The organism is Cellulomonas iranensis NBRC 101100 = JCM 18110 (assembly GCF_001552375.1).
GTDB classification, from domain to species: Bacteria; Actinomycetota; Actinomycetes; order Actinomycetales; family Cellulomonadaceae; genus Cellulomonas; species Cellulomonas iranensis.
Genome location: NZ_BCRB01000046.1, coordinates 18,704 through 30,755, shown reverse-complemented (window position 1 = coordinate 30,755; position 12,052 = coordinate 18,704). Strand labels below are relative to the sequence as shown.

Below are 12,052 nucleotides of genomic sequence, written 5' to 3'. Positions count from 1 at the left end.
GGCCCCCGCGCCGCGCCCCGTGCGGCTCGTCGTGCTCGGGTCGTCGACCGGCGGCCCCGAGGCCCTGTCCCGCCTGATCACGGCGCTGCCGGCGCTGCCCGTGCCGGTCGCGGTCGTGCAGCACATGCCGCCCGTGTTCACGCGGCAGCTCGCGCAGCGGCTCGACCGTCTGGGCCCGTGGACCGTCGCCGAGGCGGCGGCCGGCGAGACCCTGCGCCCCGGGCACGTGTACGTCGCACCCGGCGACCACCACCTCGAGGTCCGCCGCGCGGGTGGTGCGCTCGTCACGGCCCTCACGCAGGCGCCGCCCGAGAACTTCTGCCGCCCCGCGGTGGACGTGCTGTTCCGCTCCGCCGTGGCGGCGGTCGGCGGCGACCTCCTCGGCGTCGTGCTCACCGGCATGGGCGCCGACGGGCGTGCCGGCGCCGAGCGCATCGTCGGCGCGGGCGGCACGGTCGTCGTGCAGGACGAGGCCAGCAGCGTCGTGTGGGGCATGCCCGGGGCGGTCGCGACCGCCGGCTGGGCGCACCGCGTCGTGCCGCTCGCCGAGATGGCGCAGGCCGTCGCCCGCACGGTCGAGGACGCGCGCCGCGCGCCCGTGGCGGGAGGTGCCGCGTGACCATCAGCCACGACACGTTCACGTTCGTCGCGGACCTCGTGCGGCGGCGCAGCGCGATCCTGCTGGAGCCCGGCAAGGAGTACCTCGTCGAGTCGCGGCTGCTGCCGCTCGCGCGCGAGGCCGGCGCGTCCGGCGTCGACCAGTTCGTCGCGCAGCTGCGCGCCAACCCGTCGCCCGCGCGCACGGCCGTGGTGGTCGAGGCCCTCACGACCAACGAGACGTCGTGGTTCCGCGACGTCGCGCCCTTCGACGCGCTGCGCCGGCACATCGTGCCCGAGCTGCGCGCCGGCGGCCTCGGCCGGCTGCGCGTGTGGTCGGCGGCCTGCTCGACCGGGCAGGAGGCGTACTCGATCGCGATGACGCTGCAGGAGGTGCTCGTGCCGACGGTCGCCGTGGAGATCACCGCGACCGACCTCAACGAGCAGGTCCTCGAGCGCGCGCGCTCGGGCACGTACACGCAGCTCGAGGTCAACCGCGGCCTGCCCGCCCCGACGCTCGTGCGGCACTTCCAGCGCCACGGGTCCGGGTGGCAGGTGTCCGACGAGCTGCGCCGCTGGATCACGTTCCGTCAGCACAACCTGCTCGACGTGCCGCCGCCCGGCGGTCCGTTCGACGTCGTGTTCCTGCGCAACGTGCTCATCTACTTCGACCTGCCCACCAAGCGCGCGGTGCTCGAGCGCGTGCGCGCCGCGCTGCGGCCCGGCGGGTACCTCGTGCTCGGCGCCGCCGAGACCACGATCGGCGTGCACGACGACTACGAGCGCGTCGTCCTCGACCGCGCGACCGTCTACCGCTCGGCCGGCGGACGCGCGGCCGCGGCCGCACCCGCCGCCGCGCCGACCACCGCCGCCACCGCCACCGCCGCGTCGCTCGCGGCGGCGCGGTCCACGCTCGCCGGGGTGCCCGCACGCCCGGCGTCCGCCGCGGTCCCGCCGCGGCCCGTCCTGCCGACCCCGGCCCGCCCGGCCGGCTCGGTCTTCGCACCCACGTCCACCCGAGGAGCAGGGCTGACATGAGAGCACTCGTCATCGACGACTCGAGAGCGATGCGCCGCATCGTCGGGCAGACGTTGCGCGGACTGGGCTTCGAGCCCGTCGAGGCGGAGCACGGCCAGCACGCGCTGGACCTGCTCGCCGGCGACGAGCCCGTGCCCGCGCTCGCGTGCATCGACTGGAACATGCCCGTGATGGACGGTCTGACGTTCGTCACGCGCGTGCGGCAGAACCCGCAGTGGCGGGACATGACGCTCATGATGGTGACCACCGAGAGCGAGCACGGCCAGATCGTGCGTGCCCTGGCAGCGGGCGCGCACGAGTACCTCATCAAGCCGTTCACCACGGACGCGATCCGGGACAAGCTCGAGCTGCTCGGGCTCGTGCCGGTGGGGGAGAGCGCATGACCACGCTGATCGCCGGCGACGACGTGTACGCGATCGCCGAGGAGCTGTTCACCGCGATGGTCGACGGCGAGTCCGGCACGGTCTCGCAGTGGTTCGGCGACGTGCCCGCGTGGCAGGTGCCGGTCGTCGCGTGGGTCGACCTGCACGGCGGCTGGGCCGGGCGCGCGTCCGTGACGACCGAGCGCGCGACCGCCGACGACCTGGCGCGCGCGCTGCTGCAGATGGGCGCCGACGAGCCGGTCCTCGAGGAGGACCTGCACGACGCGTTCGGCGAGGTCGCCAACGTCGTCGGCGGCAACGTCAAGGCGCTCCTGCCGACGCAGGGCACGCTGGGCCTGCCGCAGGTGGCCGACCACGACCCGGGGCTGCCGGGCTCGGTGCTCGTCACCGAGGTGGTCCTCGACTGGCGCGGGCGCCCGCTCGTGCTCCGCGTCCGGGGGGCAGCGTGACCCCCACGACCCACCGACACCGAGGAGGAGTCCGATGATCCGCGTCCTGGTCGCGGACGACAGCCGCGTGATGCGGCAGATCGTCATCCGTACCCTGCGGCAGGCCGGCTACGACTGGGAGGTCCGTGAGGCTGCCGACGGCGCGCAGGCGCTCGAGGCCGTGCGCGCCGACGAGCCGGACGTCATCCTGTCCGACTGGAACATGCCCGAGATGACGGGCATCGACCTGCTGCGCCGCCTGCGCGCCGAGGGCTTCACGACGCCGCTGGGCTTCGTGACGTCCGAGGGGTCGCCCGAGATGCGCGAGCTCGCGGACCGTGAGGGTGCGCTGTTCCTCATCGCGAAGCCCTTCACGCCCGAGGGGTTCCGCGAGGTCATCGAGCCGGTGCTGGCATGAGCTCGGACATCGTCCCGCTGCCGTCCGCGAAGGACGTCCGTGAGCTGCTCGAGGGCCTGCTGGGCCGGTCGGTCGACGTGCGCACGGGCGCCGCGATGGTGGACCCCGAGTCGGAGGGCGGTGCGCTCGTCGGGCTGTACGTCGACCGGCTGCTCGGCCTCAAGGCGATCTGCCTGATGGACGTGCCGCTGTCGGCGTACGTGGGTGCCGCGATCGGGCTGGTCCCGGCGCCCACGGCGCAGGAGTCGGCGGTCTCGCTCATGCTCGAGGACTTCCTCGAGGAGAACGCGCGCGAGGTGCTCAACGTCGTCGCGTCCCTCATGAACTCCGAGGGCACGCCGCACGTGCGGCTCGACGCCGTGTGCTCGCCGCGCGAGGCGCTGCCGCACGACGCGAAGCCGTGGGTGCGTGCGTACGTGCGCCGGCTCGACCTCGACCTCACGGTCGACGGCTACGGGTCGGGCGGCTTCTCGCTGCTCGTCATCTGACGCGCGGCACCGCCGCACGAGACGGGGCCCCGGCACGTGGTGCCGGGGCCCCTGCCTGCCTGCGCCTGTCGGCGCGCGGCGCCGTCAGCGCGGCGTCTGGCGGTACGACGACAGGAAGTTGCCCATGCGCTCGACCGCGTCGGCCAGCACGCGCGCCTCGGGCAGCGTGACGACCCGCAGGTGGTCGGGCGTGGGCCAGTTGAAGCCCGTGCCCTGCACGAGCAGGATCTGCTCGCTGACGAGCAGGTCGTAGACGAGCTGCGCGTCGTCGACGATCCCGAACACCTCGGGGTCGAGCCGCGGGAACAGGTAGAGCGCGCCGTCCGGCTTGACGCACGTGACGCCGGGGATGCTCGTGAGGCCCTCCCACGCGACCTCGCGCTGCTCGTGCAGCCGCCCGCCGGGCGCGACGAGCGCCTCGATGGACTGCACGCCCCCGAGCGCCGCCTGGATCGCGTGCTGCGCGGGCACGTTGGGGCACAGCCGGGTCGACGCGAGCAGCGTCATGCCCTCGAGGAAGCCCTGCGCGTGCTGCTGCGGCCCGGTCACCACGACCCACCCGGACCGGAAGCCGGCCACGCGGTACGTCTTGGACAGCCCGTTGAACGTGAGGCACAGCAGGTCGGGCGCGACGGAGGCCATCGGGACGTGCGTCGCGCCGTCGAACAGGATCCGGTCGTAGATCTCGTCCGCGAGCAGCAGCAGGCTGTGCTCGCGCGCGACCTGCGCGATCTCCTCGAGCACCTCGCGCCGGTACACCGCCCCCGTGGGGTTGTTGGGGTTGATGACGACGATCGCCTTGGTGCGCGGCGTGATCTGCTCGCGGATGTGCTCGACGTCGGGCTCCCAGCCGGTCGACTCGTCGCACCGGTAGTGCACGGGCCTGCCGTCGGACAGGCTCGTCATGGCCGTCCACAGCGGGTAGTCGGGCGACGGGATGAGCACCTCGTCGCCCTCGTCGAGCAGCGCCTGCAGGGTCATGGTGATGAGCTCGGAGACGCCGTTGCCCAGGTAGACGTCGTCGACGTCGAACGTCGGGAAGCCCTCGACCGTCTCGTAGCGCGTGACGATCGCGCGGCGCGCGGACAGGATGCCGCGGGACTCGGTGTACCCGTGCGCGTGCGGCACGGCGGCGATGACGTCGGCGACGATCTGGTGCGGCGCGTCGAACCCGAACGCGGCGGGGTTGCCCGTGTTGAGCTTGAGGACCTTGCGGCCCTCGGCCTCCATGCGGGCGGCCTCGTCGAGGGCCTTGCCGCGGATCTCGTAGAGGACACCCTTGAGCTTGGCGGACTGGTCGAGGGGGCGCAGCAGCATGCCGCGAGCGTATCCCTGCGCCACGGGCCGCCGCCGTGGCCACCGGGCGAGTCGTGGCCTGGTCGGAGGGCGGGCATGCGGGAGGCCAGACGCCCGTGCGAACGACCGACACGAAGGAGACCGACCGTGCACGTCCCCGACCACGTCCTGTCCGACCCCGTGTCCGTCACGACCGGCCTCGTCGCCGGCGCGGCGGTCGTCGGGTCAGCGGTCCGCGCGCGCCGCCGCGCCGACGCCGCGCCCCACCCCGCCATGATCGCGGCCACCACGGCCACGGTCTTCGGCCTCCAGATGCTCAACTACCGCGTCGCCGCCGGCACGAGCGGGCACCTCATCGGCGGTGCCCTCGCCGCGGCGCTGCTCGGCCCCGCGTGGGGGCTGCTGTCGATGACCGTCGTGCTCACGGTGCAGGCGCTGCTGTTCGCCGACGGCGGCCTCACGGCGCTCGGCACCAACGTGACGCTCATGGCGGTCGTCGGCGTGCTCGTCGGGTGGGCGGGCCCGTCACGGACGCCGCGGGCCCGGCGTCGACGTGCGCGCGCGTCGCGGGGCGTCCGCCGGCCGCGTGGAGTACGCCCGTGAGCTCGGCGGACTGGTCGAGGGGGCGCAGCGGCATGCCCGGCAGGCGGCGCCTGGCGCCGGGTCGGGCGATGCGGTGACGCGGCAGGCGGTGGCCTGGTCGTCGCGGGCGCCGTCGAAGCGGACCGTGCCGTTGGTGCCCGTCGCGCGCGAGCACCGACGAGCGGTCAGTCCGGCTCGGTCCGTCGCACGCCCGTGGCGTACTGGAAGTAGGTCGGCGTGCTGCGCACGTCCAGGTCGATGCCGGCGGCGTCGGCCGCCGCTCTGAGCTCGTCGGGGCGGTAGAAGTTCTTGACGATCGTGGCCTCCCGGCCGTCCTGGAGCCGGCGCACCATGGTCTGGCCCGCGGTGCCCGCGACGTGCGACTCGGTCGCCGCGACGGGTGCGTCGTCGACGAAGAACACCCGACCGCCGGGGCGCAGCCAGCGTGCCACGCCGGCGAAGAAAGCGTCGAGCCGCTCGCGCGGGACGTGCGAGATCCAGAAGGTGAAGACCACCGAGTCGAACCGCTCCTCCGTGTCCCAGGCGAAGATGTCGGCGACGACCGTGCGCACGTCCTCCCGTGCGGCGACCGGGTTGAGGTCGAGCATCGCCTGCGAGCCGTCGACGAGCGTGAGCCGCGCGACCCGCGGCGCGACGTGCACGGTCCACGTGCCGGTACCGGGTGCCACCTCGAGGGCGTCGGACCCGAGGTCGAGCGACGTCAGCGCCGCGAGCGCCTGCGCGGCCTCCGCCTCCCACCGTGCGTTGACCTCGGGGCCTTTGTCGAACACACCGCGGCGGTGCCACCAGTCCTCGTACTCCGGCGCACGACTGGAGTAGTAGGCGATCTGTTCCGCGATCTGCTCGTCCGTCACGGGTGTCATTGCTCGCCTCTCGTCGCCGGTGCGGTGTCGCTCAGCGTACTGAGTGCGGGGCGTCGCGTCTGTGTGTCCGTTCCGCAGGCTGGAAGCGGCGCGTCGAGGAGGGTGATCTGCACGCCGCTGCCTGCGCGGTGATTTCTCGGCATGTTCGCAGGAAAACACAGGAAAGCGCGCGTGCTGAACGAACGTCTTGAACCGACGATCAGAAGGATTGCCCTGTCACAAAGGGTTGCGACTGCGTGATGACACGTGTCACTGTCTGCGGCACCGTCGAGCGTCGAGGAGGACCGTGTGGCTGGACACGTCGTCATGGTGGAATCCCCGCGGACAGGTGCCGGGCAGGACGCGGCGCGGCTCCTGGCGTCGTGGGGCTACCGGACCACCGTCCTGGTGGACCGCGTCGCCAAGCTCGACGGGTTCCTGCTGGACGACTACGCCGCGATCGGGACCGCTCTCGTCGAGGCCGACACGTCCGACCCCGACGCGGTCGTCGCGGCGGCCCGGCACGTCGCGGGCGGCGACCTCGTGGGGTTGACGTCGGTGTACGAGTACTTCACCTGGACCGCCGCGCGCGCCGCCGAGCAGCTGGGGCTGCCCGGGCCCGCGTCGGACGCGGTGGCCGCGTGCCGGTCGAAAGGGTCGATGCGCGCGGCCGTCGCGCGGACGGCGCCGCACCTCAACCCGAGGCACGCCGTCGTCGCCGACGCCGACGCCGCGGTCGCTGCTGCGCAGCGGATCGGCCTCCCGGTCGTGCTCAAACCGGTCGACCTCACCGGCAGCGTCCTGGTCCGACGCTGCGACGACTTCGCGACCGTGCGGCGCGTCGCCGAGCGCATCCGCGGCACCGCGACGTACCTCGGCGTCCGCCTTGCGCAGCACGTCGTCGTCGAGGAGTACCTTGACGGTCCCGAGTACTCCGTCGAGACGTTCGCCGGACGCGCCGTCGGCGTGACGTCGAAGTCCAGCGGCCCGCTCCCGTACTTCGTCGAGCTGGCGCACCGGTTCCCTGCCCCGCTCGACGAAGCCGCCGAGCGTCGCGTCCGGTCGACGGCGGAGGACGCGCTCGCGGCCGTGGGACTGACCTGGGGTCCCGCGCACGTCGAGGTGAAGCTCGCCGCCGACGGCGGTCCACCCCGGCTGGTCGAGGTCAACGCGCGCGTCGGCGGTGACCGCGTGCCCGAGCTGGTGCGGCTCGCGACGGGGATCGACCTCACGGCCCTCCACATGGCCGCGGCGGTCGGCCTCCCTGCGCCGAAGCCGACGGCCGCGCGAGCACCCGCCGCCGCCGTGCGCTTCGTCGAGATGCCGGACAAGGGTCGCCTCGAGGGCGTGTCGGGCGTCGCCGAGGCGGCCGCCGCCCCGAACGTGCACGAGGTCCACGTGAAGAACGTCGTCGGGGACGTGTGCTTCTCGCACGGGTCGAACCGCGACCGCGTCGCCCACGTCATCGCCACCGGGCGCGACGCGGACGACGCCCTGCGGCACGCCGAGCGCGCGGCGGCGGCCCTCGAGTTCCGGTGGGCCGACGTCGCCGGGGAGCTCGAGTATGTCTGAGCGGCGCGCGGTCCTGCTGTGCGCGGGACGAGGGACGCGTGCGCGCGACGTCACGGACGGCCTGCCCAAGTGCCTGCTGACGATCGACGGCGTCTCGCTGGTCCGCCGCGTCCTGTCCCAGCTCGCCGCGCAGGGGGTGGACGACGTGCACGTCGTCGTCGGGCACCGGCGGGAGCTCGTCGAGCGCGAGGTCCGCGGTCTCGCCACGACGCACGTGGTCCACGACTACGCCACCTCGAACAATCTGTGGACGCTCGCGGCCCACGCCGAGCTGTTGCACGGTCACGACACCGCGCTGATCTTCGGTGACGTCGTCGTGGACGACCCCGTCATGACCGACCTCTGGGAGGCGCCCGGCGACCTCGCGCTGCTCGTCGACACCACGTCGCGCCTGGAGGGGACGATGCGCGTCCTGCGTCACCCCGACGGGCGCGTCGAGCTCGGGAACCAGGTCCCCACCGCCAGGTGCGACGGCAACTACGTCGGGATCATGCGGGCGTCCGCCACGGCAGCCGGACGTCTCGCGGACGCGGTGCGTCGCGAGCGGGACGCGGGCCGTGGACGCGACGACTACTTCACGAGCGTCCTCCACGGGCTCACCGGCCACCTCGACGCACGGCTCGTGCCCGTCGCGCGCGGGTCGTGGGCGGAGATCGACACGCCCGAGGACCACCGGGCCGCGCTCGCGCGGTTCTCGCGGACCCGCCGCCCGGCCACGAAGGGAGCCTGACATGTGCGGGATCGCGGGTGTCTACGAGACGCGGGGCGTGCCGTTCACCGACGAGACGACCCTCAAGGCGATGACCACGTGCCTGCTGCACCGCGGGCCCGACGAGACCGGTTACCACGTCGACGGTGCCGTCGGCCTCGGCTTCACCCGGCTCAGCGTCATCGACGTGCCGCACGGGCACCAGCCGATGGTCGACGACGCGACAGGTGTCGCGCTCGTCTTCAACGGGGAGATCTACAACTACCGCGAGCTGCGCTCCCGTCTCGAGGCGTCCGGCCACCGGTTCCTCACCGAGAGCGACACCGAGTCCGTCCTGCGTGGGTACCTGCAGTGGGGCGACGGCGTCGTCGACCACCTCACCGGTATGTTCGCCATCGCCGTGCACGACCCCCGCACCCGCACCCTGACGCTGGCCCGCGACCACCTGGGCATCAAGCCGCTGTACTGGACCCGGGTCGGGGACCGGGTGGTCTTCGGCTCCGAGATGAAGTCGCTCTTCGCACACCCGGGGTTTGAACGGCGTGCCCACCTGCCGGGGATCTCGAGCTACCTCACGTTCCGGCAGGCCGTGTGGGACGTCCCCTACCTCGAGGGCGTCCGCAAGGTGCTGCCCGGCCACGTCGTGCAGTTCGACGCGCGCGGCGCACGCGAGCGCGCGTTCTGGGAGCTCCCGGTGCCCGAGGTCGACGAGACCCGCTCACGCGAGGAGTGGCTCGACCTGGCCGACGAGATGTTGCTGCGCTCGGTGCGCCGTTGCATGGTGTCCGAGGTGCCGCTGGGCGCCTACCTCAGCGGCGGCCTGGACTCGAGCCTCGTCGTCGCGATGATGTCGCGGTTCGCGGACCGGCCGGTGCGGACGTTCTCGGTCGGGTACGGCGACGGGGCCTACGACGAGGGACGGTACGCGCAGGCGGTCGCCGACGTGGTCGGTGCCGAGCACGAGCACCTCGTCATGGGGCCCGCCGAGTACCGCGCCGGCCTCGTCCCCCTCATCGTCCAGCGAGACGCGCCGCTGTCGATCCCGCAGGAGATCGCGGTGCTCGAGCTGTCGCGGCGCATGCGCGGCAGCGTCACCGTCGCGCTGTGCGGGGACGGGGCCGACGAGCTGTTCGGCGGCTACGGCCGGGTGATGCGCTCACCGCTGGACTGGGCCAAGATCCGTGCGCTGCGGGCGGTGCTGCCCGACCGCTGGTCCGAGGCGATCGCGCGGTCACGGCCCCGTCGCCAGACGGACGTGCTCAGCCAGATCGACGCGCGGACGCACCTCGAGCACTTCTACCGGATGTACCACTGGGTGCCCTTCGAGGAGAAGGCGGAACTCTTCACCCCCGACGTGCGCGCCGCGCTGCAGGACGACCGGGCGACCCGGCGGCCGTTCGAGGAGTCGTTCGCCCGCACCGCTGACGTCGACCCGTACGACGCCGTGCTTCACGCGTTCCAGCACCTGCACATCGGGGCGATCCTCGACAAGGTCGACGCCGTCGGCATGGCAGCCAGCCTCGAGGGGCGCGTCCCGTTCGTCGACCACGAGCTCGTCGAGACGTTCGTCCGGATGCCTCGACGGTTCAAGATGCCGTGGCGGGGCACGGCCGCGCGGCTGCGCTCGGTCGTCACCCCCGCCTTCGAGGCGTCGGAGAAGCTCGACACCAGCAAGGCGCTCCTGCGGGACGTCGCCGCCCGCTACCTGCCGCGCGAGCTCACGACGCGCAAGAAGATGGGCTTCCCCACGCCGCTGGACGACTGGATGCGCGACGGGATGCTCGACGAGGCCCGCGCGGTCCTCCTCGATCCCTCCGTCGCCCGCCGCGGGATCTTCGACGTCACCGCCATGGAGCGCTTCCTCGCGCGCCCGCAGGACCTCGACCACGACTTCTACGGGAAGAAGGTCTGGATGTACCTCAACGTCGAGCTGTGGCTGAGGAACGTGGTGGAGGCATGAGTGCCGGCCTCGCGGAGTCGACCTCCGCCCCCACGATCACCTCGCTCCTGCGCGATCCCGCGAACCTGGTGACGGTCCTCGGGCTCGTCAGCGGACTCGCCGGCGTGCACGCCGCGGTCACGGGGTCCTTCGCGCTCGCGGCGGCCCTGGGTGTGCTGGCGGTCGTCCTCGACTGCGTCGACGGCCCCGTTGCCCGTCGCACGAGGGAGCGGCCGGCGTACATGTCGCGCGTCGGGACGGAGCTGGACTCGTTGGCGGACGTCGTGTGCAGCGGCGTGGGGCCCGCCGTCCTCGTCGCCGCCGTCGCGTCGTGGCATCCCGGCGCGCTGGCGGCCGCGGTCGTGGTCGTCGTCGCGAGCACCGTCAGGCTGGCCTACTTCAACGCCTTCGGGCTCGCCGACGGCGCGTTCACCGGGCTGCCGGTGTTCTACTCGCCGTTCGTCCTCGGTGCCGTGCTCGCTGCCGCCTGGCTCGTGACGCCCCGCGCGGCCGGCGCCGCGGGGGCGGTGACCCTCGTGGTGCTCGCGCTCCTCAACGTCTCCACGCTGCGGGTGCCCAAGCTGCGGGGCCGCTGGTTCACGGGCTTCATGGTCGCCGCGACGCTGCTGATCGGGCTCCTCGTGGTCCTCGCCCTCACGGAGGTGGACCGGTGAGCGTCCCGACGGTGACGGCGACGGCGCAGAAGGTGCTCGCGGCGCTGGTGCACGAGGGCGTCGACTGGGCGACGGGCGTCCCGTGCTCGTTGCTCGCAGGAGTGTTCGCGGAGCTCGAGGCGGGCGTCGCCGAGATCGACTACGTGCCGGCACCGCGCGAGGACACCGCGGTGGGGCTCGCCGTCGGCGCCGCGCTCGCGGGACGGCGGCCCGTCGTGCTCATGCAGAACTCCGGCCTGGGCTACTGCCTCAACGTGCTGACGTCGCTGACGCTCATCTACGGGATCCACCCGTTCCTGGTCGTGAGCTGGCGCGGCCACGACGGGCGGGACGCCGTCGAGCACGACGTGATCGGTCGCGAGCTCGTCGCGCTCCTGGACGTCGTGGCCATCGCCCCGGTGGTGCTCGACGAGGCCCGGCCCGGCCGGTCCGTCCGTGCGGTGGCGGCCCACCTCGAGGCCGGCCGCCCGGCCGCACTGCTCGTCACGAGGGGCCTGTGATGCAGTACCGGGACGTCTTCGCCGCGCTGGGACGTGCGCTGCCCGACGCCCTCTACGTGTCGACGTGCGGGTACGTCTCCCGTGACCTGTTCAACGCGGGCGACCGGCCGGGCACCTTCTACCTCGTGGGGTCGATGGGGATGGCCGCCCCCGTGGCCACCGGCATCGCGCTCGCACTGCCCGGACGCACGGTCGTCGCCATCGACGGAGACGGGTCGTTCGCCATGAACCTCAGCGGTGCCCTGACCGCCGCCGTCGCCGGTGCGCGTCTGGTCCACGTGGTGCTCGACAACGGCCGGCACCAGAGCACGGGCGGGCAGCGCACCGTCCCGGTGCGCGACCCCCTCGGGCTCGCCCGGTCACTTGGCTACCGCCGGACCCTGAGCCTCGACGACCCGACGCGACCGCTGGTGCTCGACACGTTCCCGGCGTTCGTCCACGCGCGGGTCGACGCGCGTGACGCACCCGTCGGCCCTCGCATCACGCTCACGCCGCACCAGCTGCGCGACAGGTTCGCTGCGCACGCCGCGGCCACCACCGCACGTCACGACTGACCGAGGAGATC

15 protein-coding genes are annotated in these 12,052 nt (G+C 73.3%); 13 read left to right on the top strand and 2 right to left on the bottom strand.

Annotated features, from left to right (window positions below; genetic code table 11):
• The 6 genes from CS2_RS10995 to CS2_RS10970 form a co-directional block, all read left to right on the top strand.
• Nucleotides 1–619 (top strand): CheB methylesterase domain-containing protein (locus CS2_RS10995; RefSeq protein ID WP_169798644.1); only part of this gene is annotated, 619 nt, incomplete at its 5' end.
• A complete protein-coding gene (locus tag CS2_RS10990; RefSeq protein WP_082740104.1) occupies nucleotides 616–1,635 on the top strand; it encodes a CheR family methyltransferase in 1,020 nt (339 codons plus the stop codon). The genes CS2_RS10995 and CS2_RS10990, both read left to right, overlap by 4 nt.
• On the top strand, nucleotides 1,632–2,018 hold the full coding sequence (locus CS2_RS10985) for a response regulator (RefSeq protein ID WP_070320026.1): 387 nt from the start codon (nucleotides 1,632–1,634) through the stop codon (nucleotides 2,016–2,018). The genes CS2_RS10990 and CS2_RS10985 overlap by 4 nt, the downstream gene beginning before the upstream one ends.
• Nucleotides 2,015–2,467 carry a chemotaxis protein CheX gene (locus CS2_RS10980; RefSeq protein ID WP_046530138.1) on the top strand — a complete coding sequence of 151 codons (453 nt, stop codon included), beginning with the start codon at nucleotides 2,015–2,017 and terminating at the stop codon, nucleotides 2,465–2,467. Before CS2_RS10985 ends, CS2_RS10980 begins: the two co-directional genes overlap by 4 nt.
• Nucleotides 2,468–2,501: 34 nt before the next feature.
• Nucleotides 2,502–2,864, top strand: a complete 363-nt coding sequence (locus CS2_RS10975; RefSeq protein ID WP_201775286.1) for a response regulator — start codon at nucleotides 2,502–2,504, stop codon at nucleotides 2,862–2,864.
• On the top strand, nucleotides 2,861–3,352 hold the full coding sequence (locus tag CS2_RS10970; RefSeq protein WP_070320025.1) for a hypothetical protein: 492 nt from the start codon (nucleotides 2,861–2,863) through the stop codon (nucleotides 3,350–3,352). Before CS2_RS10975 ends, CS2_RS10970 begins: the two co-directional genes overlap by 4 nt.
• 84 nt (nucleotides 3,353–3,436) lie before the next feature.
• On the opposite strand, the gene CS2_RS10965 is transcribed toward CS2_RS10970, so the two are convergent.
• Complete coding sequence (locus CS2_RS10965; RefSeq protein ID WP_070320030.1) at nucleotides 3,437–4,669, bottom strand: pyridoxal phosphate-dependent aminotransferase; 1,233 nt, start codon at nucleotides 4,667–4,669, stop codon at nucleotides 3,437–3,439.
• A gap of 126 nt (nucleotides 4,670–4,795) precedes the next feature.
• On the opposite strand from CS2_RS10965, the gene CS2_RS10960 reads away from it, so the two are divergent.
• Complete coding sequence (locus tag CS2_RS10960) at nucleotides 4,796–5,251, top strand: energy-coupling factor ABC transporter permease (RefSeq protein ID WP_070320024.1); 456 nt, start codon at nucleotides 4,796–4,798, stop codon at nucleotides 5,249–5,251.
• Nucleotides 5,252–5,415: 164 nt separating this feature from the next.
• On the opposite strand, the gene CS2_RS10955 is transcribed toward CS2_RS10960, so the two are convergent.
• Entirely contained in the window at nucleotides 5,416–6,114 is a 699-nt protein-coding gene (locus tag CS2_RS10955) for a class I SAM-dependent methyltransferase (RefSeq protein ID WP_156442102.1), read from the bottom strand.
• Between the two features lie 288 nt (nucleotides 6,115–6,402).
• Here CS2_RS10955 and CS2_RS10950 point away from each other — a divergent pair, with 288 nt between their 5' ends.
• From CS2_RS10950 to CS2_RS10925, 6 genes are read left to right on the top strand one after another with little or no spacing between them, the layout of a single operon-like run.
• Nucleotides 6,403–7,665, top strand: a complete 1,263-nt coding sequence (locus tag CS2_RS10950; RefSeq protein ID WP_169798642.1) for an ATP-grasp domain-containing protein — start codon at nucleotides 6,403–6,405, stop codon at nucleotides 7,663–7,665.
• Nucleotides 7,658–8,395, top strand: a complete 738-nt coding sequence (locus CS2_RS10945) for a phosphocholine cytidylyltransferase family protein (RefSeq protein WP_070320022.1) — start codon at nucleotides 7,658–7,660, stop codon at nucleotides 8,393–8,395. Before CS2_RS10950 ends, CS2_RS10945 begins: the two co-directional genes overlap by 8 nt.
• Nucleotide 8,396: 1 nt before the next feature.
• Nucleotides 8,397–10,334, top strand: a complete 1,938-nt coding sequence (gene asnB, locus CS2_RS10940) for an asparagine synthase (glutamine-hydrolyzing) (RefSeq protein WP_082740102.1) — start codon at nucleotides 8,397–8,399, stop codon at nucleotides 10,332–10,334.
• Nucleotides 10,331–10,987 (top strand): CDP-alcohol phosphatidyltransferase family protein, encoded by a 657-nt coding sequence (locus CS2_RS10935; protein ID WP_070320021.1) that lies wholly within the window; start codon nucleotides 10,331–10,333, stop codon nucleotides 10,985–10,987. The genes asnB and CS2_RS10935 overlap by 4 nt, the downstream gene beginning before the upstream one ends.
• Entirely contained in the window at nucleotides 10,984–11,487 is a 504-nt protein-coding gene (locus CS2_RS10930; RefSeq protein WP_070320020.1) for a thiamine pyrophosphate-binding protein, read from the top strand. The genes CS2_RS10935 and CS2_RS10930 overlap by 4 nt, the downstream gene beginning before the upstream one ends.
• Nucleotides 11,487–12,041, top strand: a complete 555-nt coding sequence (locus CS2_RS10925) for a thiamine pyrophosphate-dependent enzyme (RefSeq protein ID WP_156442100.1) — start codon at nucleotides 11,487–11,489, stop codon at nucleotides 12,039–12,041. Before CS2_RS10930 ends, CS2_RS10925 begins: the two co-directional genes overlap by 1 nt.
• Nucleotides 12,042–12,052 lie beyond the last annotated feature (11 nt).